27 protein-coding genes are annotated in these 24,903 nt (G+C 47.2%); 7 read left to right on the top strand and 20 right to left on the bottom strand.

All coding sequences use genetic code 11. The annotated features are described in order from the left end of the window. Window positions 1–105: 105 nt before the first annotated feature. The gene (locus tag AC3CIC_RS17425; protein ID WP_017003451.1) at window positions 106–405 is read right to left on the bottom strand and encodes a DUF6916 family protein; all 300 of its coding nucleotides are present in this window, start codon (window positions 403–405) and stop codon (window positions 106–108) included. An 875-nt stretch (window positions 406–1,280) separates the two neighbouring features. On the opposite strand from AC3CIC_RS17425, the gene AC3CIC_RS17420 reads away from it, so the two are divergent. Further along, window positions 1,281–1,793, top strand: coding sequence for an RNA-binding S4 domain-containing protein (locus AC3CIC_RS17420; protein WP_488516513.1), 513 nt, complete (start codon window positions 1,281–1,283; stop codon window positions 1,791–1,793). A 631-nt stretch (window positions 1,794–2,424) separates the two neighbouring features. Further along, window positions 2,425–3,375, top strand: coding sequence for a TDT family transporter (locus AC3CIC_RS17415; protein WP_488516512.1), 951 nt, complete (start codon window positions 2,425–2,427; stop codon window positions 3,373–3,375). An 88-nt stretch (window positions 3,376–3,463) separates the two neighbouring features. Here AC3CIC_RS17415 and ureG read toward each other — a convergent pair whose 3' ends face one another. From ureG to urtA, 13 genes are all read right to left on the bottom strand, one after another. Further along, window positions 3,464–4,084, bottom strand: a complete 621-nt coding sequence (gene ureG / locus AC3CIC_RS17410; RefSeq protein ID WP_488516511.1) for an urease accessory protein UreG — start codon at window positions 4,082–4,084, stop codon at window positions 3,464–3,466. Window positions 4,085–4,095: 11 nt separating this feature from the next. After that, window positions 4,096–4,764, bottom strand: coding sequence for an urease accessory protein UreF (locus AC3CIC_RS17405; RefSeq protein ID WP_488516510.1), 669 nt, complete (start codon window positions 4,762–4,764; stop codon window positions 4,096–4,098). Then, on the bottom strand, window positions 4,730–4,960 hold the full coding sequence (locus AC3CIC_RS17400) for a hypothetical protein (RefSeq protein ID WP_488516509.1): 231 nt from the start codon (window positions 4,958–4,960) through the stop codon (window positions 4,730–4,732). Before AC3CIC_RS17400 ends, AC3CIC_RS17405 begins: the two co-directional genes overlap by 35 nt. Before the next feature lie 57 nt (window positions 4,961–5,017). Continuing rightward, the gene (gene ureE / locus AC3CIC_RS17395) at window positions 5,018–5,473 is read right to left on the bottom strand and encodes an urease accessory protein UreE (protein ID WP_488516508.1); all 456 of its coding nucleotides are present in this window, start codon (window positions 5,471–5,473) and stop codon (window positions 5,018–5,020) included. Between the two features lie 45 nt (window positions 5,474–5,518). Further along, a complete protein-coding gene (gene ureC / locus AC3CIC_RS17390; RefSeq protein WP_488516507.1) occupies window positions 5,519–7,222 on the bottom strand; it encodes an urease subunit alpha in 1,704 nt (567 codons plus the stop codon). Between the two features lies 1 nt (window position 7,223). Beyond that, complete coding sequence (locus AC3CIC_RS17385; RefSeq protein ID WP_488516506.1) at window positions 7,224–7,610, bottom strand: urease subunit beta; 387 nt, start codon at window positions 7,608–7,610, stop codon at window positions 7,224–7,226. Between the two features lie 10 nt (window positions 7,611–7,620). Continuing rightward, complete coding sequence (gene ureA / locus AC3CIC_RS17380; RefSeq protein ID WP_016958614.1) at window positions 7,621–7,923, bottom strand: urease subunit gamma; 303 nt, start codon at window positions 7,921–7,923, stop codon at window positions 7,621–7,623. Between the two features lie 172 nt (window positions 7,924–8,095). Next, the gene (locus AC3CIC_RS17375; protein WP_488516505.1) at window positions 8,096–9,001 is read right to left on the bottom strand and encodes an urease accessory protein UreD; all 906 of its coding nucleotides are present in this window, start codon (window positions 8,999–9,001) and stop codon (window positions 8,096–8,098) included. Between the two features lie 10 nt (window positions 9,002–9,011). Beyond that, a complete protein-coding gene (gene urtE / locus AC3CIC_RS17370; protein ID WP_488516504.1) occupies window positions 9,012–9,707 on the bottom strand; it encodes an urea ABC transporter ATP-binding subunit UrtE in 696 nt (231 codons plus the stop codon). 81 nt (window positions 9,708–9,788) lie between these two features. Beyond that, the gene (gene urtD / locus AC3CIC_RS17365) at window positions 9,789–10,682 is read right to left on the bottom strand and encodes an urea ABC transporter ATP-binding protein UrtD (protein ID WP_488516503.1); all 894 of its coding nucleotides are present in this window, start codon (window positions 10,680–10,682) and stop codon (window positions 9,789–9,791) included. Beyond that, window positions 10,679–11,758, bottom strand: a complete 1,080-nt coding sequence (gene urtC / locus AC3CIC_RS17360; RefSeq protein WP_026023871.1) for an urea ABC transporter permease subunit UrtC — start codon at window positions 11,756–11,758, stop codon at window positions 10,679–10,681. Before urtC ends, urtD begins: the two co-directional genes overlap by 4 nt. A gap of 6 nt (window positions 11,759–11,764) precedes the next feature. Further along, on the bottom strand, window positions 11,765–13,474 hold the full coding sequence (gene urtB / locus AC3CIC_RS17355; RefSeq protein WP_488516502.1) for an urea ABC transporter permease subunit UrtB: 1,710 nt from the start codon (window positions 13,472–13,474) through the stop codon (window positions 11,765–11,767). Window positions 13,475–13,612: 138 nt separating this feature from the next. After that, window positions 13,613–14,902 carry an urea ABC transporter substrate-binding protein gene (gene urtA / locus AC3CIC_RS17350; protein ID WP_488516501.1) on the bottom strand — a complete coding sequence of 430 codons (1,290 nt, stop codon included), beginning with the start codon at window positions 14,900–14,902 and terminating at the stop codon, window positions 13,613–13,615. A gap of 302 nt (window positions 14,903–15,204) precedes the next feature. Between urtA and AC3CIC_RS17345 the strand changes: the two genes are divergently transcribed. Then, window positions 15,205–15,651, top strand: a complete 447-nt coding sequence (locus AC3CIC_RS17345; RefSeq protein ID WP_241823322.1) for a DUF4174 domain-containing protein — start codon at window positions 15,205–15,207, stop codon at window positions 15,649–15,651. Between the two features lie 128 nt (window positions 15,652–15,779). On the opposite strand, the gene AC3CIC_RS17340 is transcribed toward AC3CIC_RS17345, so the two are convergent. Together AC3CIC_RS17340 and phhA are read right to left on the bottom strand one after the other, a co-directional pair. Beyond that, the gene (locus AC3CIC_RS17340) at window positions 15,780–16,118 is read right to left on the bottom strand and encodes a 4a-hydroxytetrahydrobiopterin dehydratase (protein WP_017003436.1); all 339 of its coding nucleotides are present in this window, start codon (window positions 16,116–16,118) and stop codon (window positions 15,780–15,782) included. A gap of 30 nt (window positions 16,119–16,148) precedes the next feature. Next, window positions 16,149–16,937, bottom strand: a complete 789-nt coding sequence (phhA, locus tag AC3CIC_RS17335; RefSeq protein ID WP_016958604.1) for a phenylalanine 4-monooxygenase — start codon at window positions 16,935–16,937, stop codon at window positions 16,149–16,151. Between the two features lie 327 nt (window positions 16,938–17,264). Between phhA and AC3CIC_RS17330 the strand changes: the two genes are divergently transcribed. The 3 genes from AC3CIC_RS17330 (at window position 17,265) to AC3CIC_RS17320 (ending at window position 20,448) form a co-directional block, all read left to right on the top strand. Beyond that, window positions 17,265–18,122, top strand: a complete 858-nt coding sequence (locus AC3CIC_RS17330) for an EAL domain-containing protein (protein ID WP_488516500.1) — start codon at window positions 17,265–17,267, stop codon at window positions 18,120–18,122. Between the two features lie 175 nt (window positions 18,123–18,297). Further along, window positions 18,298–19,242, top strand: coding sequence for a ribosome biogenesis GTPase YlqF (gene ylqF, locus AC3CIC_RS17325; RefSeq protein ID WP_016958602.1), 945 nt, complete (start codon window positions 18,298–18,300; stop codon window positions 19,240–19,242). Between the two features lie 264 nt (window positions 19,243–19,506). Then, a complete protein-coding gene (locus AC3CIC_RS17320) occupies window positions 19,507–20,448 on the top strand; it encodes a Dyp-type peroxidase (protein ID WP_488516499.1) in 942 nt (313 codons plus the stop codon). A 121-nt stretch (window positions 20,449–20,569) separates the two neighbouring features. On the opposite strand, the gene AC3CIC_RS17315 is transcribed toward AC3CIC_RS17320, so the two are convergent. Then, the gene (locus AC3CIC_RS17315) at window positions 20,570–20,995 is read right to left on the bottom strand and encodes a hypothetical protein (RefSeq protein ID WP_488516498.1); all 426 of its coding nucleotides are present in this window, start codon (window positions 20,993–20,995) and stop codon (window positions 20,570–20,572) included. A 104-nt stretch (window positions 20,996–21,099) separates the two neighbouring features. Beyond that, window positions 21,100–21,537, bottom strand: coding sequence for a hypothetical protein (locus AC3CIC_RS17310; protein WP_488516497.1), 438 nt, complete (start codon window positions 21,535–21,537; stop codon window positions 21,100–21,102). A gap of 407 nt (window positions 21,538–21,944) precedes the next feature. On the opposite strand from AC3CIC_RS17310, the gene yiaY reads away from it, so the two are divergent. Next, complete coding sequence (gene yiaY, locus AC3CIC_RS17305; protein ID WP_488516496.1) at window positions 21,945–23,093, top strand: L-threonine dehydrogenase; 1,149 nt, start codon at window positions 21,945–21,947, stop codon at window positions 23,091–23,093. 117 nt (window positions 23,094–23,210) lie between these two features. Here the strand turns inward: yiaY and AC3CIC_RS17300 are convergent, their stop codons facing one another. Both AC3CIC_RS17300 and AC3CIC_RS17295 read right to left on the bottom strand, forming a co-directional pair. Continuing rightward, window positions 23,211–23,576, bottom strand: coding sequence for a RidA family protein (locus AC3CIC_RS17300; protein WP_017003431.1), 366 nt, complete (start codon window positions 23,574–23,576; stop codon window positions 23,211–23,213). An 82-nt stretch (window positions 23,577–23,658) separates the two neighbouring features. Next, window positions 23,659–24,843, bottom strand: coding sequence for an amino acid aminotransferase (locus tag AC3CIC_RS17295; protein WP_488516495.1), 1,185 nt, complete (start codon window positions 24,841–24,843; stop codon window positions 23,659–23,661). Between the last annotated feature and the right edge of the window lie 60 nt (window positions 24,844–24,903).

The following is a 24,903-nucleotide window of genomic DNA, read 5'->3' as shown; positions in this document are numbered from 1 at the left end:
ACTATCATAACAACTATTTAAGCGACATACCCGAGCAAACTCAAGATGCTGGTTCAGAGAGAATTCATTTGCTGGCAAAGCCACCAAAGCAATACAAAATTCGTGCTACGCCTCAGTATTGATGACGATCGTATATCTGTTATCCCCAGCCACCAGCATATAGAGAATTTGCTGACCCATTGAAGAGTGAGAGATGAGGTAGTTCCCTTGTGGAAATTCAGTATCAGCTGGGCCGACAAGCACCATGGTAAAATGTTCGACTAAACGCCCATCTATTTCAGTGCCATTTCCGCTTTCTTCACGTACTGATTCAACCAATACGTCATATTCGTTTTCTGCACCGTCAATTAACTGAACTGTCTGTCCAGTCAACTTGGAAATATTATCCCAAGACAACACATTCATTCTTTCTCTCCCGACATCCATGTTGGCAATATCATCGTGGTGAAGCCAAATTTATCCAGTTTCATGGTTCACAAAATTTCGATGAGTGAGCAGTAATCAAAGTGTAGCCACAAGCCGAGTGACAAACTGATTTTAAGTATGATTTTCTGACAGTTGCCCCAAAAATTATTGAAAAAGTGGCGACTTGAATCAAGGGCGAATGAATGAATCAGTTTTAAAGGTCGTTTGATGGGGAGTAGGAAAAATAAAATGAAGATGTAGATGGAGATGGAGATGGAGATGGAGATGGAGATGGAGATGCAGTATTAAACCAGAAACGCCAAGTGACGTTTCTGGTACTGCTGCAATTAACGCATTTTCAAAGGGCGCGTATTTTGCGGTTTATTTTGATGATAGAACCACAGGCGTCTGGCTTTATTAGTCATAATAAACACCTCTTATTATTAGTTCAGGTCTTAAACAAGTGAACAACACCCACGCTGCTTAGACAGCGCACACTGGTAATTTCCTGATAGATATAAAAAACACTTCATGTATGCATAGTGTCAATGAATGACGTATCCCCTCGCTTTTTTAGAGGAGCACTACTTTTAGAGTGGTGTGTATACTCAGATATGCATAATGCAGCTAAAGATATGACAGCGAATAATTGGAAAAATTCCATACACCGTCACGATAAATGTATTTGTATTACATTAGATTGCAAGTTTCAAGTGAATCTCGCCCCAAGCATACTGGCGTCATCACAGTTCAGTTGAAAGCCTGTTGCCCATTAACGCTTTCATAGCCAAACACCTCAAACCGCCATTTCTCGCTGCTATCTTTGACCGAGTTCAGCTACACTCCGCACATCTACCTGTAAAAGAGTAACAAACATGTCTCAAGAAGAGATTGAAGTCGAGGCCATTGGCATCGAAGTGTCAGCACACCCAGTAGAACTCTACAAAGTATTGAAGATCGCCAACGCCGTTAGCGGTGGTGGCGAAGCAAAGATGGCTATCGTTGAGGGCTATGTTGTCGTCAATGGTGAAGTCGAAACGCGCAAGCGCCGTAAGATCCATGACGGTGATGTGATTGAGTTTAACGAAGAGTTTTACGTGTTACTGTGCGACGAGCCGCCAACACCAGTAGAACCAAGAAAACCAAAGCCTGCCGCAGTAGAGAAGAAACCGCAGGCTCAACCAAAAGCTAAAGCACAAAAGCCAGCGAAAAATGCGCAAGCTAAAAAGGCTAAACCCGAGAAAGTGGATAAGAAAGCGGCGAGTAAATTGAGCAAAAGTGCCAAGTCGTCACTGAGTGCTAGCGCCAAGACAGTGAATTCGGACAAGCCTGCAGAAGACAAGCCAAAAAATGACGCGTCTACAGGGCGTTCGTCCATCACTTTCTAATGCCTATCGGATCAAGTAAGCAGTCATCAATTTACAAATAGAATTTACCAATAGAAAAAGCCACCTACTAAGGTGGCTTTTTGATTAGCTCTAAAAAGTTTAAAATCTAATACTGTGTGATGGTACCTAACAAAACTTGCCTTACTATGCTCACTACGCTGAGCTTCCTACCTCGTGCTTTTCATTGCATGGGTTCTATCGGACAGTAAGGTCTACTTTCACTTACGATGCGTATTCCTACGCAGTGTAACATTCCAAATTGTTGTGCAACCCAGTATCAGCGCCAGTCTGTTGCTTTCTGGCATCGCCGAGCTTGGAGCTCATCCTCATTCGTCAGTCATGTTTGGGTGCAATTTGAGTATAAGAAAACTTGCCAAACGCGCCACGTCACATTTTCATGAATGTGATCCGGTTTCAGAAAACAGTTTTTTGTCGGGTTGATCACTCATTATCGGCAAGCATTATGCTTTACAGCCCATGTTACATGCGGGTTTGGCATAATGTGTCGTTATGAAAAATGGCTAAGTTTTCGCATAGCTATTTAAAATCAAAAAGAAATATTAATGCGCCATCGCAAGCGCACCATGACCGCGTATAATAGCTTTCTATTCACCCGCGCTATCAAAACTCCATGGATGCCAGATTGACAGTTTTTCATTCACCATTTCGATTTATTCCTACCGCTCAAGCATCATTGGCGATGGCATACTTTGGATTGGGCGTTGCTTGGTCGCTATACCACCCCCTTACAGGCTCCATCTCTCGACCGCTGCTTTCTATCATCGGTATTTTACTGATTGGCCCTGTTTGGCTGAAATACGCGCTTGAACCAAAACGATTCTTTCAAGACCTTCGTGATCCTCTGTATGGCAGCCTAATGGCGCCAATGACCATGTCGTTGCTGCTCATGGCTGATTTTCTGAGCGAGATGAGCGTAAAAGCTGCTGTCTTCGTTTGGTATCCCGCGATGGCAATGCACCTTTTTATGATGTGCTATTTCTTCTTCTACCAGTTCAAATCGTTTGAGAAATCGAATATTTATCCAAGCTGGTTTTTATATCCGGTAGGGTTGATCAGCAGTACATTAGCTGGACCAAAATTGGGCTTTGGTGACGAATCAACTCTGCTTGCGCACATCTGCATTGGTGCCTACTTCAGTATGCTGCCGTTTGTGTTGTATCGACTTGTGTTTTTAGACAGTCTACCGAGAAACTCTCGCCCCGTGTTAGCGATCATGGCTGCACCCGTCAATCTCGCATTGACGGCCTATTTGGTTAATCTTCCTAACCCTGACCCTGTTCTGGCGGGTGCGCTTGCTGGCGTCGGCATCATGATGACATTGTTTGTCTACCTATGTTACTTCGACTTGTTAAGAGAGCCCTTTCAGCCCACGCTGGCAGCACTAACCTTTCCTTCTGTCATTAGTGCCGTTGCTATGGAACGACTCACTCTGTGGCTAGGAACAGATTTCCCGCATTGGTCGTGGTTAGAACGCTTGGGGTTGATTGAATTGACCGTTGCCACGCTGCTGGTGAGTTGGGTAAGCTTTGGCTACATTCGCCATTATGGATTTGGTCGATAGGCTTGGCTTGGCTTGGCTTGGCTTGGCTTGGCTTGGCTTGGCTTGGCTTGGCTTGGCACTGAAAAAGATAAATAAGAAAAAAGCGGGATTAACCCGCTTTGTTTAACATCCCTTCCGTTTCCAGAAAATGAATAATTTCAGGAAGCCCTATTTGCTTTTTGAGGTTTGTGAATACATAGGGCTTATTGGGTCGCATCCGCCTTGTATCTGAATCCATCACATCCAGATCCGCGCCAACATAAGGTGCTAGGTCAATCTTATTGATCACCAACAGGTCAGATCGCGTAATGCCCGGCCCACCTTTACGTGGGATTTTTTCGCCTTCAGCCACATCAATCACATAAATGGTCAGATCAGCAAGCTCTGGGCTGAATGTGGCACTCAGGTTGTCACCGCCGCTCTCAATGAACACCAAATCCAAGTTTTTGTGTAACTTCGCTAATGATTCCACCGCTTCAAGATTCATCGACGCATCTTCACGAATGGCAGTATGCGGGCAGCCTCCTGTTTCCACGCCCACTATCCTGTCAGCTTCGAGCGCTTTCGCTTCTGTCAGAATACGCTGATCTTCACGGGTATAGATGTCATTGGTCACCACCGCTAACGAATAATCATCACGCATGACTTTACAAAGTACCTCAAGCAACGCCGTTTTGCCTGAGCCTACTGGACCACCTACACCAACACGCAATGGCTGTTTATCGTTCATTGTTCATCTCCTTATGAGCGGAAAAGCCGTGAATACTGAGTTTCGTGACAACTTGAAGCTATCGCCTGCGCAATCGCAAAACTGCCCACGTTGTCATCACTGATTGTTTTTGATTCATCTACCGCACGTTCTAAACTCGGTGTTAATGCCATCAACACTTTTTGGCCGGATGTTTGCCCCAGCGGGATCATTTTCACCCCTGCCACAACGGTATTTTCGAGCCAACTCCATGCGTAGCCATGACAAAGGCTGTCTTCATCGATGCCCCATTTCACCCCTGCATACGCAAAGCCCGCCAATTGGCTTTTAGTGATCGACGGCACTAACTCATGCTTTTCACTGATCAACTCGAGCCTGATCAGCAATTTTCCCATAGTCCGTCCGCGTTGGATCTCTTCTTGACGCAACTCCAACGTTTCGCGACTGGCATAAAGCCAATTACACCAATGCTCAATAGCATCTTTATCTGATGCCACAAACGCCTTATACAAACGTCGCAAGATAGGCAGTTCCAGTTGTTGCAAGCTGTCATACGCCAGACTTTGTAGCCAATCAGACAATGCCTGCTCATCAGCAACCCAGCCACATTCAATGGCCCATTCCAGCCCCTGTGAGTAGCTGAACGCACCAACGGGCAGGGACGGACTAATGAGTTGAAACAGGCGATACTTTGCAGTCATCAGCTGATGTCTCTTTTTCATCCTCTTTTCCAACACATGTCTTCAATGTATCCACGCCACCCGCATGATCATGCATGACCGTATTGACGATGGTATCGCCACTGGCTGATTCTTTATGTGGATGCGCATTGACTGGCATCGCCATTGATGCAATCAAGACCGCGAATAAGGCGGCAGATAAGGTGCTCTTTTCCATGTTCTTACTCCACTGTTTCATTGTTATTCGCATGGCTAAACGTCGTGTTTTTTTCACTTAGTGATGATGGTGATGGCCTGAAGATTGGCCGCCATAAGCGCCAGCCTCAGGTTCAAACGCTGCCATTTCGACAAGCACTTTCCCGCCGAGCAATCCCACCATTTCGTCTAATACATGATCATGTTGATAGCGCACCCAGCCATCACCCACCTGCAAAGGCACATGGCGATTACCAAGGTGATAACTCAAACGTGCCAGCAAATGTGCGTTGTCTGCATGCGCCGTTGACACCTTTTCGTCGGCTGCCACGATTCGTACTTTCGTACCGTCAGTAGAAACCAATACATCACCGTCACGAAGCGTGATGCCTCTCGGCAAAAACAATCCCGCTTCGTGACCATTATCTAGCGTGATTTTGATTCGACTCTTGATGCGAGCATCAATGCCGAGATGCACAGTAGGCAGGCTTTCAGCATCCGCAGGAACATTGATAACTTGTGTGAATTCGATCATCCCTTTTCCCTTAAATAAACAGCTTGTTAAAAGCCGAAAAACGGCTCAGAACAGAAAATAGCGTTGTGCCATTGGCAGCACATCGGCAGGCTGACACACCAATAATTGGCCATCGGCACGCACTTCATAGGTTTGAGGATCCACCTCGATATTTGGCTGCCAATCATTCAACTTCATGTCGCTTTTGCTGATGTTTCTGCAATTTTTCACCGCACTAACACCACTTTTCAACTGCAACATGTCGGCGACTCCGTTATCGACGCCCATCTGTGACATGAACAACAGCGAGCTTTGAGCTGGCCCCGCACCGTAAGCGCCAAACATCGGACGATAGTGCACAGGTTGTGGCGTAGGAATTGATCCATTGGGGTCACCCATCGGCGCGGTAACAATCAAGCCACCTTTGATCACCAGTGCGGGTTTAACGCCAAAGAACGCGGGTTTCCACAGTACTAAGTCGGCTAATTTACCCACTTCGATTGAGCCAATTTCGTGTGCCATACCATGGGTAACAGCGGGATTGATCGTATATTTCGCCACGTAGCGTTTAATACGAAAATTGTCGCTGTGGCTAGGGTCTGAGCCTAATGCGCCAAACTGCACTTTCATTTTGTGCGCGGTCTGCCAAGTTCGGATAATCACTTCACCGACTCGCCCCATGGCTTGAGAATCTGACGAGATCATCGAAAACGCGCCCATGTCATGGAGCATGTCTTCGGCGGCAATGGTTTCACGGCGTATGCGAGATTCCGCAAAGGCAATGTCTTCAGCGATGGACGGCGACAAGTGGTGACACACCATCAGCATGTCTAAGTGTTCGTCTACCGTGTTGACGGTATAAGGGCGTGTCGGGTTGGTCGATGAAGGAAGCACATTTGGCAGCCCTGCTGCTTTCATGATATCTGGCGCATGACCGCCACCCGCGCCTTCCGTGTGATAAGTGTGTATCACCCTATCGCCAATCGCACCCAAGGTTGCTTCCACAAAACCACACTCGTTGAGCGTATCTGTGTGAATAGCGACTTGAACGTCAGTACGATCGGCAACATTTAAACAGTTATCGATAGCGGCAGGTGTTGAGCCCCAATCTTCATGGAGTTTCAACCCACATGCGCCAGCCGCGATTTGCTCTTCTAACGCGTCAGGTAAACTCGCGTTACCCTTGCCCAATATGCCAAAGTTCATCGGAAAGGCATCCAATGACTCAAGCATACGGTGGATGTTCCAAGGCCCGGGTGTACACGTTGTCGCATTCGTGCCCGTTGCTGGGCCGGTGCCGCCGCCAATCATGGTTGTCACACCGGAGGTCAGCGCTTCATCTATCTGCTGTGGGCAGATGTAATGGATGTGCGAATCAACACCCCCAGCGGTTAAGATCTGGCCTTCACCTGCGATCACTTCTGTTCCGGGACCAATGATGATGTCGACATTGTCCTGAATGTCGGGATTACCGGCTTTACCGATACCCGCAATGCGACCGCCTTTTACAGCGACATCGGCTTTGACAATGCCCCAGTAATCAAGCACGACGACATTGGTGATCACGAGATCCGGTGTTTCATAGCTCGGAGACTGACTTTGCCCCATGCCATCGCGAATCGTTTTACCGCCGCCAAATTTCACTTCATCGCCATACACAGTGAAGTCTTTTTCCACTTCGAGCCAAAGATCGGTATCCGCCAACCGCACGCAATCGCCGGTGGTTGGCCCAAACATTTCGGCATACGCCCTACGTGAAATTCGTGCCATGTCAGTCGTCCTTATTCGTGTTTACAGCGCCATCTAACGGCCCCATGACTTTGCCCTGAAACCCATAAACAGTGCGGTTTCCTGAATAAGCCACCAGCTCTACTGTTCGGCTTTGCCCTGGCTCAAAGCGGACAGCTGTGCCAGATGGGATGTTGAGTCGAAAACCACGTGCCGCCGTTCGGTCGAACGTTAAGGCGTCATTCACTTCGAAAAAGTGATAGTGGGACCCTACCTGAATGGGGCGATCACCAATGTTAGCGACATCTATTGAGACCAACGTTTTTCCGGCATTGATCTCAATGTCACCGTCTTTCGCTCGAATTTCGCCCGGTGTAAAAGCCGACGTTATTGAGGATGTAGTACTGGAAGAATTACCTGCTTGAGACATGTCGCTGCCCTCACACAATCGGATCATGGACGGTGACCAATTTGGTACCGTCAGGAAAGGTCGCTTCGACTTGCACGTCATGAATCATGCTGGGGACGCCTTCCATGACATCGTCAACGGTCAAAATCGTGCGGCCAAAATCCATCAATTCCGCCACGGTTCTTCCGTCACGTGCTCCTTCCATTATCGCGGCGCTGATCAGCGCGACTGATTCGGGGTAATTCAGCTTCAAGCCACGGTCTTTACGTCGCTCTGCCACGAGCGCAGCCGTGAACAGCAACAGCTTGTCCTTCTCTCTGGGTGTCAACTCCATGGTGCTCACTCCTAAATATGTCGAATGTGTATCAGGTCACGACCTTGAATATGTCGAATGTGTATCAGGTCACGACCTTGAATATGTCGAATGTGTATCAGGTCACGACCTTGTTGCTGCTTTGAAAGCCTGCGTTCTTATTCCCGCCAACGCTCTTATGCCAGCAAAGGCTCTATGTCCGCCAAATACGCGGAATATCTGGCATCTCGCCGGTCCAGTGCTGACGAATCTGCTGCCAGCACAAGGCAAAGATCTGAAAAAGCGCATCGGTTTTTTGTCCCAACGCACGAACGATCAATACGCCATCTATCTGAGTAATACCGAGTTCAATTTCTGCCACTTGCGAAAGCTCGGCTCTCGTTATCCCTTGCTGTTTATGCTCGCCCCACCACTGTTTGAGCAATGCCGCTAAGATTTCTGCATCACCATGAGCGATAAGCGTGCCGCAAACAGGAAGAGTTCGAAGACCCGCGGCGGGGAAGCGTGATTGTTCAGGGGTAACTCGCAAGCGTTCGCAGAGGATCAGACGATCATCCACCGTGACGGTGGTCATGCCATCAATGACGCCATTTTCAAACGGTGTGTGAGTAGCCGGCTGACCGAGCGTCCACACATCCCAGCCAATGAACTGAGATTGCGCAGTGAGAGAAATGTGGGTGCGGGTGAAAACTCGGGCGTTAGGAAACGCGATATTTTCAAGGGGAAGCCATTCAAGGCGAGCATGTTGATCGACAGTCAGGGTTTGCTTTAACGAACCCACTCGTCCATCCGAACGATAGAATCGCGTTGCGCCTGGCGTAGTTATTAGTGCTTGCGCGTCATTAGCAAGACCGACGGTGACATCCAATGAATCACCTCCCACCACCCCACCCGGTGGGTGTAACAGATGTGTATGACAGACCCCGCCTTCAGGATACAAAGATCTCTGTACAGCCAAAGGGCCTTTATGGGTGCGATCTTTGAGAACCGTTTTATCACCTCGAGTGACAAAACCTAGACGAAGCTCAGCTTCCCAGCAACGGGAAGCCATATCACGATTCACAGGATCAACAGGCCAATCAATCACGGTCTGCGCCATTTGCTCTCCTTTACACCGTCAAGTACTGACGGATCAGATCATCTGACAGATCGTTCATTTCACCACTGGCGACATCTCGACCGCGATCGAGCAGACAGAACCTGTCGCCGACTCTGCGGGCAAACGGGAGCTTTTGCTCAACCAGAATGACCGTGAGTCCCATCTCTTGGTTAAGGTTGACAATGATGTCGCCAATCTCCTGAACAATGTTGGGTTGAATACCTTCCGTAGGCTCATCCAGTAAGAGGAGTTTGGGGTCAATCACCAGTGCGCGAGCAATCGCGAGTTGCTGTTGTTGTCCACCCGACAAATCACCGCCAAAACGCTTTTTCATTTCCGCAAGAACAGGAAACAATTCATAAATAAACGCAGGGATTTTCCTGTCGTTTTTCGGGCGTATCGGTAAGCCAATTTCTAAGTTTTCCTCAACAGTGAGTCGCGGAAATATTTGTCGCCCTTGGGGCACATAGCCCACGCCTAATCGCGGACGCGTTTCCGCGCGATGACCCACTAGATTCTCGCCTTCCAGCAAAATGTCGCCATTATCGACCGTTAGCAATCCCATGATGCTTTCTAGCAAGGTGGTTTTCCCCACACCATTGCGCCCCATCACCACAGTGCACTTCCCTTTTGGCGCATTTAGAGACAAGTCCCAAAGCGTTTGGCTTTCACCGTATCGCTGATTCAATCCATTCACACTCAGCATGACGTTACCTTTCTTTTTGTTCTCGCGGCACACAGCCAACTATTGCCCTGTGCAGGCATAATCTTTTTCCCCAAACAGACACTATTGGCCCAGATACACTTCGCGCACCCGCGGGTCATCTTGAATGTCTTTCATCTTACCTTCTGCCAGCACGTGCCCTTGGTGAAGCACTGTCACCGTAGAGGCAATGCTTCGCACAAAATCCATGTCATGCTCAACCACCATGATCGAATGACTACCCGCCAGTGACAGCAGTAACTCAGCGGTTCTGTCCATCTCTTGGTGCGTCATGCCCGCCACAGGTTCATCCACCAGCAGCAATCGCGGCTTTTGCATCAATAACATGCCGATTTCTAGCCATTGCTTTTGCCCGTGAGACAACTTGCCTGCTTGCATTTTGTAGTGCGTGTCTAAGCCTATAAGCTCCAGCACCTGCATGATGTCGCATTTCTGATCACTCGAAAGCACTGCGCGAAAAAGATGCCAAGTGCCTTTATCACCCGCCATTGCTAGTTCCAGGTTTTCCCATACGGTAAGCGCCTCAAACACGGTCGGTTTTTGAAACTTTCTTCCAATGCCTGCATTCGCGATCTGGGCTTCGTCCATCTTGAGTAGGTTAAGTTGCTGCCCCAACCACACCTCACCTTTGTCGGGTTTGGTTTTCCCTGTGATAATGTCCATCATGGTGGTTTTACCGGCACCATTAGGCCCAATCACACAGCGCAGTTCGCCCTCTTTGATATAAAGATTCAAATCGTTGATTGCCTTGAATCCGTCGAATGACACCGACACACCTTCGACATACAGCAGCATGTTGTTTTTCACATCCACCTTGGGATTGAACGACGGTTTCAAAAAACTAAACACCTGATCACGGCGCGTCAGATCATTGATAAATTCATGGCTACCGCGCACGTCTGGTAATTGCTCTTTTGGGTGGTTAATGGCTTCACTCCAAAGCGTTCTAGACATCATGAATTCACCTCTTGTCTACGCAATATGCCACTGACGCCCTTAGGCAGATAAAGCGTGGCAAGAACAAACAGCGCACCGAGTGCAAACAGCCAAACTTCGGGAAATTCCACCGTGAACCAGCTTTTGGCATAGTTGACGAGAATCGCGCCGATAATGGCGCCATATAACGTGGCCCTGCCGCCCAATGCGACCCAAACGACGACTTCAATTGAGTTGAGCGGTGCAAATTCACCGGGGTTAATAATGCCGACTTGCGGTACGTAAAGCGCGCCAGCCACACCCGCGATGGCGGCTGATAAAACAAACAACCAAAGTTTGCTTTTCTCTACCGCATAGCCCACGAAACGGGTACGAGATTCTGCGTCACGAATAGCAATAGTCAGTGCGCCCAAACGACTCACTACAATAGCGCGACACAACATGAAGCAGAGCATCAGCGCGATGACCGTCACCACGAACAAACTGATTCGGGTGGTATCGCTTTGCAGGCTAAAGCCAAGAATATCTTTGAAATCGGTCAGGCCATTGTTCCCACCGAACCCCATTTCATTTCTAAAGAAAGCCAGCATTAGCGCAAAAGTCATGGCTTGCGTCATGATCGAAAGGTAAACCCCAGAAACGCGGGAACGAAACGCCAGCCAACCAAACACAAAGGCCAATACACCGGGAACGACAACGGCCATCAAACAGGCAAACCAAAATTGGTCAAACCCCTGCCAGAACCACGGCAGTTCCTGCCAGTTAAGAAACACCATGAAGTCAGGTAATTCTGGGTTGCCGTAGACACCGCGATCACCAATTTGGCGCATCAGGTACATGCCCATGGCATAGCCACCCAGCGCAAAAAACGCAGCATGACCCAAGCTCAAAATACCCAAATAGCCCCATACTAGATCCACAGCCAAAGCGAGAATGGCGAAACTCAGATACTTGCCCAGCAACGACACCGTGTAAGTTTCCAAATGAAGCGGGCTACTTTCAGGCACCCAAAGGTTCATCACTGGCACAAGAATGACGGTTAACGTCAGCAGCACCATGAGGATGACAGTCGATCTATCGAATAATTGCTTTTCCATCACTGATTAGTCCTCCGCCATGCGGCCGCGCTGAGGGAATAATCCTTTCGGGCGCTTTTGAATGAAAAGTATGATGAACACCAGAACCAATATCTTGGCGAGTACCGCGCCCGCCCATGGCTCCAGAATTTTGTTAAACACGCCAAGGCTGAGACCTGCAGCCAACGTGCCCCACAGGTTTCCAACGCCGCCGAAAACCACCACCATGAATGAATCAATAATGTAGGCTTGCCCCATGTTGGGCCCGACGTTGGTGAGCTGAGATAACGCGACCCCAGCGACGCCTGCAACACCAGAACCAAGCCCAAATGTGGCCATATCGACCCATTCCGAGCGCACTCCCATGGCACGTGCCATCGGTCGATTTTGGGAAACGGCGCGAACTTGCAGCCCAAGCGAGGTACGTTTGAGAATAAACAGCAGCGCAAAGAACACCATCAAGCAGAAAATGATGATGTACATTCGGCTGGCGGTCAGTTGCAGCATGGGGGTGATTTCAATCATGCCGCTCATAAATTCTGGTGTGCTGACTGAACGGTTTAAAGGAGAGAAAATAGAACGAACAGCCTGTTGCAAGATCAGGCTGATACCAAAGGTTGCCAGCAGTGTTTCGAGAGGGCGACCGTAAAGATGTCGGATAACCGAACGTTCAATCGCAACACCGACAAGGCCGGAAACGATAAACGCAGCGGGAATCGACAGAATCAAGGCCACTCCACTGAAATCAGGCAGCAGCAACTGCATCACATAGGTGGTATAAGCACCTATCATGATTAACTCGCCATGCGCCATATTGATCACGCCCATCACACCAAAAGTGATGGCAAGGCCAATCCCCGCAAGCACTAACACCGAGCCAAGGCTCAAACCGAAATATAGCGTTTGCGCAATATTGACCACGCGCTGCGTTTCTTCAAAGCTAGAGATGGCGCGATCTAAGGCTTGTTGGATCTCATCGGGTGTTTCCCCAGTGGTTTGTGTATTCGTTGATTTCAACGCTTCAAAGGCTTCCGCCAACCCAGAGGCTTGCAACTGCTCTATGGCGATGAGCACTTCTCCCGTCGATGCTTGTCCATCTAGCAGAGTAATTGACAGCGCTGTGTGTAAATACTTTTTTGTGACAGCGTCACTTTCAGTAGTAATCAAATCTGAAATAACCGATGCAAGCTCACTGTCCACTTGCCCTATCATTCGCTTCGCACCTGCCCTTTTTTCCTCAAGATCGTCACTGGTCAGTGCCGCCGTCGCGAGTGATGTTTTGATTTGAGTACGCATGTTGTTATTGAGTGTCACGGTGCGGTATTGGCGTTTCTTTTCTACCACCGTAGACACACCAGAACTGAGGTTGATAACTTCACTGCCTTTTCCCAAAGGGAGATTTTCAATAAACCAAACGGACGTGTCTTTTTTGTCGTAAACGACTTGCTTATCAAGCAAGCCCGTTAAAATCTTCGTTTTCTCCGGATGATCGGAAGCGGCAAGACGCTGCACCGCCAATTCTTTATCAGAAAACGATTTACTGGTGATTAATGGCGCGATTTGGGTTAGCCAGAATGTTTCTTCAGAGGCCTGTTCTGAAGATGCTGTCGAAGCCGATTGCTCTGATTCTGGTAATGAAGAAGTTTGTGCGAGAGCGCCAAACGGAAGTGCGAAAGCCAGTATCAGCCAACTCAAAAATTTACAGACGTCATTCCATCGTGCAGTCTGTTTTAACATAAAGGCATTCCTTTGAAAAAAGTCCTGCCAGTGCGGACGTTTTGTTGGAGACGGCTCCGCAAGGCAGGCAAATACAAGGAGTAACGATTAAGCGGGCGATGTCCGTATCCACCCGCGATTATTGGTCTATGAGCCGTGTTATTCAGTCACACCTGAACACTGCCCGGTGGTTACATTGAAGCTTCCGCAAGACATCGGCTTTAGCCAGCTGGCGAACAGATCTTTCGATCCTGTCAGAAAATCAGACCATGCATCGCCAGCCACAACGTCTGGTGTTTCCCATACCGTCACAAACTGACCATCGTCTTGGATCTCGCCAATCAGCACCGGTTTGGTGATGTGATGGTTAGGCATCATGGTGGCATAACCGCCCGTTAGGTTAGGAACCGTCACACCAATAATGGCTTCTTGCACTGCGTCAGAGTCAGTCGTGCCTGCTTTCTCAACCGCTTTTGCCCACATATTGAAACCTAGGTAGGTCGCCTCCATCGGGTCATTAGTCACGCGCTTGTCATCTTTGATGTAGGCATGCCATTTCTCGACGAACGCATCATTGGCATCGGTCTCAACACTCATGAAGTAGTTCCATGCAGCGAGGTGACCCACCAAAGCAGAGGTGTCCATACCGGAAAGCTCTTCTTCACCAACAGAGAACGCCACCACCGGGATGTCTTCTGCTTGCACACCCTGTGCGGACAGTTCTTTGTAGAAAGGCACGTTCGCATCGCCGTTAATGGTAGAAACCACGGCCGTTTTCTTGCCTTGAGCACCGAATTTCTTGATATCAGAAACGATGGACTGCCAATCGGAATGGCCGAATGGCGTGTAGTTGATCAAGATGTCCTCTTGAGCGACACCATTGTTGAGAAGATAGGCTTCAAGAATTTTGTTAGTGGTGCGAGGGTAAACGTAGTCAGTGCCCGCTAAAACCCAGCGTTTCACACCGAGATCATCTTTAAGATAATCCACGGCGGGAATTGCTTGTTGGTTTGGTGCAGCGCCAGTGTAGAACACATTTTTCGAGGACTCTTCACCCTCATACTGAACAGGATAAAACAGCAGGCTGTTTAGCTCTTCAAACACAGGCAGTACGGATTTACGAGACACTGACGTCCAGCACCCAAATACGACATCGACGTCTTCTTTTTCAATTAACTCTCGCGCTTTTTCAGCAAACAGCGGCCAATTAGATGCAGGGTCAACGACAACCGCCTCTAGTTTCTTGCCCAATAAACCGCCTTTCTTGTTTTGCTCGTCAATCATCATGAGGACGGTGTCTTTCAACGTCGTCTCACTGATCGCCATCGTCCCTGATAACGAGTGAAGCACGCCCACTTTAATGGTGTCTTCCGCTGCGACTGCCTGAAGGGACAACCCACCGAGTGCAATCGCACTTACCCAATTTAATGCAACCTTACTTCCTTTCATTGCAACCGCTCCTTAATGAGTACCTGTGGAACTCAACAGCAAAAGGCTTGCCAACAATAGGATTTACCTCGCATAAATATTGTAAGGCAATGAAAAACAGCGTGATATTTAACCGAACATTGCCCCCTTAAACTTAAGATTAAAATTTGCACTCGCTTTGTTTTGGTGCAGATGAATCAAAACACTGCACCACTTAGGACATGCACTTATACCGTGCATCGTAGGGTTAATACGGCGAAATGAATCCGTTCAGGCTAGACTTTCGTAATGATTAGGTGGTTAGTTATGATTGGTAGGGCATCATGATGCGCACGTTGAGTCATTTTGGGTTAGCCGCTGTGCTCGTCTTTTCTTCACAAGTCGTCTCTTACCCTTTCTACGGATTGATTGAGCCTCATCGTACCCTGATTTTCTTCACACCCAGTTTTGATGAAAAAGTAGAAGCTTTTGAACGCCTGATGTTGGTACACAGCTGCCAATTAGACGACAGAGATCTTCACCCATTAATCTTCAACATGCAGGAGATGTCAGACTCCCGCGGGCTCTTTTCATCTCAAGAGATACACAAGTTACGACGAAAATATGCGATAGAGACTGACCAGCACGTCGCTGTGCTGATCGGAAAAGACGGCTCGGAAAAATTCCGCTGGCAGCAGAGCGTGAATATCAATGAATTAGTCAATGTGATTGATGAAATGCCAATGCGGAAAGCAGAGATGCAGCGTCGAGGTAATAGGTGCAGTATTTAGTGTAAGGTTGGCAGACAATGGGCGTTTGAAGCGCCAACTGAGCGAACTCAGACAGGCAAGAAAAAGGAGGTTTCCCCTCCTTTTTCTGTTAAGTTTTGGTTCTATCAAACCACTGCATCACGTTTGTGCTAATCCAAAAGCTGATCGGTTTTCACCGCACAGATAAAGTCATTCTGATGCAGGCCGTTAATTTTGTGCGTCCACCACGTGACGGTGCAGCGCCCCCACTCTAGTAAAATCGATGGATGGTGGCCTTCATCTTCCGCTAGCTCAGCAACCTTGTTCGAAAAAGCCCATGCTTGCTTGAAAGTTCGAAACTCAAACGACCTTTGTAGCTGATCAATACCCTCGACGTTTACCACCGTCCATTCTGGAATATTAACCATTAAGTTTTCCGTTTCGCTCTCAGTCACTTTCGATGCGTCTGCATGGCAAGCTTCGCATTTCAGTTCGGATAAGTCCGTCATTGTTTTTACTCTCCGTTTCTCTCACATGTTTTAAGCGATTTTTGATGGGTAAGACGGTGGATGCAGCCCCAATGACATTGCACGGCGCACACAAGCCATCAAATCTACATTCTCTAGCTCATAAAGCTCATCTAACGTTTCTAAATGGAAATAGACGGGTTGTAGAATGTCTATACGATATGGGGTACGCATCACATCAATGATATCCAGTTTCTTGCGTATCGGGACATCACTGCCATAGGCATATTCCGTTTCAGCAGGAGATGACAAAATACCCCCCCCATAAAGAGCACGCTGACCGGAAGACTCTATCAATCCAAATTCTACGGTAAACCAATACAACCTGGCCAAATATATGCGCTCTGCCTTCGATGCGTTAACGCCAAGCTTGCCATATAGATGTGTAAAAGTGGCAAACGCCTTATTGGTTAACATCGCGCAATGGCCAAAAACCTCGTGGAAATAGTCAGGCTCTTGAAGGTAATCGAAATCGGCAACTGAGCGCAAAAACGTCGCCACTGGAAATCGTTTTGAGGCCAGTAACGTAAAAAAGTGGTCAAAATCAATCAATGCTGGCACGGGCTCTAACTGCCACTCTGTCGTCTTTTTTAACACTTGATTGATATCAGAGATCTGCGGAACATGTTCAATTGACAGATTCAACATTGATAAACCGTCGAAGTATTCCTGACAGGCTTTTCCCTCAATGCATGCCAGCTGACGCTCTACCAATTGATGCCAAAGCGCGTTTTCTTCTGCGCTCCATGTAATTTTTCCAAGCGCATTTAAAGGCTTCGATTCATAGTGACAAGATTTCATCGCCTCACCTCCTTTGCTTACCTCATCATAGAACGATAGTCTCTGGCTTATAAAACTGACATCTGACGCACACCGTTACAGTATGGAAGAACGTAAAATTATATTTACGCTGCGCTTTTACGTTGGATGTTCGCTAAATCTTGTTTGCATCTTGCGTAGTCGTCAAAGTGAACACTCCGTACCACTATTGATACACTTCATTGGCAGAGATCACATAAATTTGTCGCGTTAAGCAACCATTTATTCTCTCTACTCTTTCTTTGACGTAACATGCGTTTTCTTGGATATATTGAGCTCCGACTAAGTAGTAAGAGGAGAGGGTAGGTTGTGGTTAACAATTTGAGTACCAGAGATGGATTTGAACAATGCTTGAGAACCGATGAAAACGGCGAACTCATTGGCCTGTTCAATGATTTGGTGCTAAGAAGCGTCTACCAACCAATCTTCCGAGCCGATACTTCAGTGTTAGGTTTTGAAGCGCTTATTCGTGCAAAAACACTCACTGATGAGCCTGTTTGCCCTGCCCATTTATTCAGACACATCGAGCAAGGTCATCCTGAGTTTTATCATCAAATCAGCACCGATAGGTTGGCACGAGTCATTCATCTTAGAAACTTCTCCCGCTATGCTGGCCAACATGCCATTTTCCTCAATATGCTGCCATCTTCTGCGGTTTCAGCCATTTCAAAGTTTTCTAACCAAAACCTCATGGTTAAGCGTCTTTCAGAGTTAGGGATTCCTCGCCACCATGTTGTACTTGAAGTGGTTGAACATCTTCACGACGACATGAATGCCTTGTCAGCAGCAACAACACAATCAACTAATAACGGATTTGGTATCGCTATTGACGATTACGGCGTCAAAGGGTCAAAAGAAGAGCGAGTTCGTCTTCTTTGCCCCAGCATATTGAAAATCGACCGCTCTCTTTTACAAGATTACATGCAAGGTAATATCGAGCCGATGATACGCGCCATCGCTCTCGCCAAAGAAGTGAATGCCGAAGTATTAGTGGAAGGGATCGAAAATGAAGGCGAATACGGTGCCATGCAGGCACTCGACGTTGACTATTTTCAAGGTTTTTATCTCGGAATGCCGCAGAGATTATCCGAATTCTTCGAAGCAAATCCTTTAGAGCTAGCGCCTATCATTCAGGTAAATCATCACGCCGCTTCGCCAACCCGCTAAAACGCGGCCCAATTTGAATGATCTCTAATCCATTACCTTTGTGATCCACACTTACTTTTCCGTTGTTACCATTAAAGTGTTAAAATCCCGCCATTATTAGCGCCCTCACTGCATTTATCGGTTACTTGCGACCTCTTTCGGGCGATATACACGATTTATAAAGGCAATCATTCCTATGATTAACAACTCTATTCAGTGGTTTCCTGGCCACATGCACAAAGCCCGTAAAGAAATTGAAGAAGTCGTTCCTAAAATCGACGTGATTATCGAAGTTCTCGACGCGCGTATTCCTTTCAGCAGTGAAAACCCGCTTATTCGGCGTATCCGCAAAGATAAGCCCGTGATCAAAGTATTGAACAAGCGCGATCTGGCTGACCCAGAAATGACGGCAATATGGCTTGAGCATCTAGAAAAAGAACAAGGCGTCAAAGCCATTGCTATTACCACTGAAAGCATTAACGAAGTTAACAAGATCATGGAACTGTGCCGGAAATTGGCACCGCACCGTGAAGACATGGGTAAAAACATTCGCACCATGATCATGGGTATTCCTAATGTTGGAAAATCTACCATCATCAATACCTTGGCAGGTCGTGTGGTCGCGAAGACGGGCAACCAACCAGCAGTGACACGACAACAGCAACGTATTAATCTACAAAACGGCGTTGTACTTTCAGATACCCCAGGGATTTTGTGGCCAAAAGTAGAAAACCCACACAGTGGTTTCCGTTTGGCTGCAACAGGCGCAGTAAAAGACACCGCCATGGAATACGACGAAGTGGCGTTCTATACCGTTGAGTACCTTGCGCAGGCATACCCTGAGTTATTGAAGAAACGCTATAACATTGAAGAATTGCCTGAGACTGAGATTGAGTTGATGGAAGCCATCGGAGAGAAGCGTGGTTGTTTGCGCGCAGGTGGTCGCATTGATATTCACAAAGCCTCTGAAATTCTCATCAACGATCTTCGCAACGGTACCTTGGGTTTAATTACCCTTGAACACCCAGATATGATCGACAAAGAATTGATAGAAGTTGAAGAAGCTGCAACGTTGAAAGCGGAACAAAAAGCGAAGACAAAAGAAGACCGTCGTAAGCGTTACCTCAAAAACAAGCGCTAGTTCGACGCAAGCGTCGACACATAGGCTGCCAATCATCGCCCTCGATCTTTCGGGGGCGAATTGTTTTGCTTTCACTCGCCGCCCATTTTCATCATGCCCGTCTCATTCCTACCCCACTTGGATACATCAAGCTGTTCTATTCTGATTTTAAATGTTTCTACCTGTGTACTCTCAGGATGCAGCGATGCGACTAACAAACTTTCGCTGAACAAGCATCTTTAGGTGACTCGTGTATAGCTCCAATATCAGACAAAAGGACGATGTATGAACGAGCTTGCTTCAATGGCGCAAATAGGGGTGCTCACGAACCCGACAACCCATGCAGAATTCTTAACCTTTTCGCTAAAAGACCAATGGCTCAATCTCGATGAAATTGGTGACGCATTGGCACAGTTACCAGGGATCGAGAAATCCATTCGCCAAAAAGATCCCAGTGCTGGCGTTTCTATGACAATGGGATTTTCTGCCAACGCTTGGCCCTTTCTATTTCCTGATCTTGCCATGCCAGAAGAATTACACGTGTTCCCCGAAATGAAAAATGGACCAAGACATTTTCCTAGTACGGCAGGTGATATTTTCCTGATGGTTAAGTCAGATCGCAAAGACCTCAATTTTCAAATTGCCAAATACGCAGCCAAAGCACTTTCTGATATCGCCACCTTGATTGAAGACATTCAAGGCTACAAATACCTCGATAATCGCGACATGATTGATTTTGTCGATGGCACGGAAAACCCCATTGAAGATGAAAGAGTGGAGTCTGTGCTGATTAGCGACGAAACCGATGCCTATCGCGGCGGGAGCTACCTCGTTGTTCAACGCTATATTGACCGCCAATCATTATGGGACGAGCAAGCAACAGAACATCAAGAAAACGTCATTGGGCGTACCAAGATGGATGACATTGAACTCAGCGATGACGATAAGCCAGCTTGGGCACACAATGCGAAAAGCAAAGTGGAAATTGATGGCGAAGAAGTGAAAATGTACCGTCAAAATCGCCCTTATGGTAACGCAATGGAGCATGGCACTATGTTCATTGGATTTGCCAAAACGCCGTCCATTATCGAAACGTCGCTCACTCAGATGATCTATGCGGATGACAATGGTGACTATGATCGCTTACTGGATTTTGTAGAGGCAAAAACAGGTGCGAATTATTTCATCCCGTCGCAATCCTTTATTGACGAACAATTCGACGACTAATTCAATGCTTGCTTGTCTTCCATAAGCCCACACTTTCGCGGGCAAATCGTAGAAAGCAAAAAGGCTGACACATTGCGTCAGCCTTTTCTTTTCGCAAAATATTTGCTTCACAATAAGGTATTTACATCACACACTCTTGTGCCGCTTTTGCTTTTTCAATGCCGTTATCAATCACTGACAAGGCATCTTCACTACCAATTGACGACAAGACGCTATTCAACAGCTTTTCTGCTGTGCTTTCAGATGTGGCGTCAACTAAACAGCTATACGCATTCGCAATCTGTTCTCTGACTTCAACCAAGGCAGTCGGGTCAGCAAGGTCAGCATTAGCCGCTTCTTGAATCGAGGCAGCCAAGGCTTGTGCAGAACCTGCAGCATCGCCAAATTGATCCAAATTCAACTGGCTCAAATCTACTGACTCAACGTTTTCTTGAAGGCCATCCACGGCTTGGTTTGCAGCTTCTTGTGCCTGATCAATTATCTTTGTTGCATCTTCACAACCAGACAACGCCATAAGAAGCACGATTGCAGTAATAGATTTTTTCACATTGAACCTCAAAACGCCGATTGTTGTGACCGGATAGTAATTCAACATGCCTTTGCAGGAAACTGGAATAGCGTAACTAGGTATTATCTGCTGATTACTTCCCTTTAGATTCCGGCCAAGGTCCAGGCGCAAACATCTTTGTCTGTCAGTCTCTCCAGCTTGACGACGGACAACTGATAATTTTGAGCATGAGAGAGAAATACAGGAAGGTAAGGCCCTATCGTTTCATTGCAAGACATATACAGTCGCTTTTTGGTTTCGACAGCAATCTCTATTAGCTTTTTAAGATCCAAAGGTTGTAAAAGATGCGCATCATCAACCGTGATGAATGCGCAATCACGCTCAATAATTTTCACCCATTCCTGCTCCGTAATTCGAGTATCACCTCCGCAATAGGCCACCATCGCTTTTGATACATCGATATGAAATGGAAGCCCCTCATATTGTTCGCAAAGAAACTTTGTTTTATCGGTTCGGTTTGGACCGACGATGATACTGATCGTATGGAGTTCGAGTTGATCTTGGACTTTATGCCAGAGCATGCCTTTCCTATATGCGACTGAGTTAATTTGGACAAAAGATATCCTAGGTATGCTTCATGCTTATGTCTATTCAAATGAATCTTTTTTGTACTCGAAAAGAGACATATTTATTAATGAGCGCCCTGCAACACGTCGAACAAGAAAGCCCTACATGCGTTTCAACGAATGACATATCCCTGCTAAACCAATTATTACAAAACCTTTTTATTTCAAAAATTTAATGTATCGATAAGAACGATCCAACTCAAATTAATGACATCACTCTCAAAAGCTTTCGCTTGAAATTGATGTAAATCAAAGTACCGCACCCTAAAGGAATGCTAAAAAAACTAGACACAAAAAAGATGAGAAAAATACTCGTCTAACTTACCAACCTACCAATAACGTGATCTCCACGGAGAATAATAATGAAAAGCGCATTTTACATCCCTACTGTTAATTTTATGGGCGCAGGTTGCCTAACCGACGCTGCAGATGCGATTCAATCTCATGGTTTCAAACATGGTCTCATTGTCACCGACAAAGTACTGAATGAAATTGGCGTAGTAGAAAACGTCGTCAACTTGCTGTCTGATCGCGGTGTGAAAACGGCAGTTTTCGATGGCACTCAACCAAACCCAACAACCAGTAATGTTGAAGCGGGTTTAGCGATACTTGAAGAGAAGAACTGCGATTTTGTTATTTCGCTAGGCGGTGGCTCGCCACACGATTGTGCGAAAGGTATCGCATTGGTTGCCGCAAACGGCGGTAAAATTGGTGACTACGAAGGCGTTGACCAATCGGCTAAAGCACAACTACCACTCATCGCCATTAATACCACAGCAGGTACTGCGTCAGAAATGACACGTTTCTGTATCATTACCGACGAAGAGCGCCATATTAAGATGGCGATTGTAGATAAAAACACGACGCCGTTAATTTCGGTAAACGACCCTGAGTTAATGCTGGCCAAACCCGCATCACTGACCGCAGCAACAGGCATGGATGCACTGACCCACGCCATCGAAGCGTATGTATCCATCGCCGCATCCCCCATCACTGACGCGGTTGCTATCAAAGCCATTGAGCTTATCCAAGCGAATCTGCGTACGGTAGTTAAAGACGGGCAAAACATCGAAGCACGCGAGCAAATGGCGTATGCGCAGTTTATGGCTGGCATGGCATTTAATAATGCGTCTCTTGGCTATGTTCATGCCATGGCGCACCAATTGGGCGGTTTTTACGACTTACCCCACGGCGTGTGTAATGCCATTCTGTTGCCACACGTACAGCGCTATAACGCCCAAGTTTCTGCGAGCCGTCTTCGTGATGTCGCCAAAGCTATGGGTGTGGACGTTGAAGCGCTGACACCGGAACAAGGAGCACAAGCTGCTCTTGAAGCGATACAAGTCCTTTCTAAAGATGTGGGTATTCCGGAAGGCTTGGAAGTGCTTGGGGTAAAAGCGGACGACTTCCCAGTATTGGCAGAGAATGCTTTAAAAGATGCTTGTGGCTTTACCAACCCGAAACAAGGAACGCACGAAGAGATTTGCGAGATTTTCCGCCAAGCGATGTAATACATGGCGAAAAAGTGATCCTTGATGATCATTCATAATAAAAAGGGCAGCCATCGAAGCTGCCCTTGTCCATCTTTTAGCGCGCCTCTTTAGAGACTTGGTTTATTCGTCTATCAATTACGACTGAAATTCTTCACCCGCTGCAGCAACAAATGCCATTTCAACCAAATACTCTGGGTCAGCAAGCTCTGCTTTTACACATGCACGACTTGGCGCTGTCCCAGCATCAAACCATGCATCCCAAACTTCATTCAAGGCAGCTAAGTTTGCAAAATCAGTCACGTAGATTGTCACCGAAAGAATGCGCGTTTTGTCACTGCCCACAGTGGCCAGCATCTCTTCAGCTTGCGCCAGGATTTGTGCGGTCTGGCCTTTAATATCTGCGCTTAAATCACTTTCAGGCACTTCTACAAAGTGTGCAATGCCATTAAACACAGTGACGTCAGACCAACGGTTAGTCGGGTTAATACGATGAATTTTCATGATAATTTATCTAATTTGTTCGTAGAAATGAGAATAGAGCCAGCGCAAAGCTAACGCTATAGAAAATAGTATCAAGATAGGCTTATTTCGATACAGCGATCAGCGCATCAGCTAAGTAATCAATGCGTGACTCAGTAAGACCTGCCACATTGATACGGCTGTCACCCACTGCATAGATACCAAACTCTTCACGCAGCTTCACCATTTGCTCAGGTGAATACGCCAGCATGGAGAACATGCCTTTGTGCGCTTTGATAAAGTCAAAATGGCTATCGCCAGTACGTGCAGAAAGCGCGGCACTCAACCCTTCACGAAGCGAGATAATACGGTTACGCATACCGTCCAATTCTGCTCGCCACTGCTTAGTCAAACCATCATCAGATAGAATGGTTTCCACAATCGCGGCTCCGTGATCAGGTGGCATGGTGTACGTTGAACGTGCTAACTGCAAAATTCGACCTTTAGCATTGGTCGCTTCCTGTTTGTTCTTACCAATCACAATGGCAGCGCCAGTGCGTTCACGGTACAAACCAAAGTTTTTCGAGCACGATGTTGCGATCAACATTTCTTCGACCGAATCCGCCAGAAGTCGCAAGCCATACGCATCTTCTTCTAAACCGTCACCAAAGCCTTGGTAAGCGATATCAACAAACGGCGTAAAACCATTTTTCTGGGCTAACTCATTAATGGCTTGCCAATGCTCGGTGCGGATGTCCGCCCCCGTCGGGTTATGACAGCAACCGTGCAAAAGCACGACATCATCAGGGCCTGCTTTGCTCAATGCAGCAAGCATGGCTTCAGGGTTAACTTGTTTGGTAACCGAATCAAAATATGGATAAAAGTTGACGTGCAAGCCCGCAGCTTCCATCACAGGCTTATGGTTCACATAACTTGGGTCAGTGATCCAAACAGTGGTAATCGGCTTGGCGAGATACATCAAATCCCCCAGCATACGAAGTGCACCGCTCGCGCCCGGTGTTTGCACTGTCGCGCAACGGGAGTAGCCATCGGTTCCCTTAAGAAGGAGATCCGTCATCGCTTGATTGAACGCTTCATTGCCCGCTAAACCAACGTAGCTTTTTGTGGTTTGAGAATCTGCCAGTTGCTGCTGTGCCGTTTTCACGGCCTGCATAATAGGCGTATCGGCCTGACTGTCTTTGTAAACACCAATGCCTAAGTCCATTTTGTCCGCGCGCGCGTCTGCACGAAAGGCGATGGAAAGCGACAGAATCGGATCTTGTTGCGCCGGAGAAAGCAGATCTAACATGAAATAACGTCCTTATTTAACGGCAATAATTACAAGCAATACATTACTCAAAGACTCGCG

The organism is Enterovibrio sp. QJM3NY_24 (genome assembly GCF_057786035.1).
Note: the sequence above shows the minus strand (reverse complement) of the source record. Positions and strands in the feature narration are given on the sequence as shown.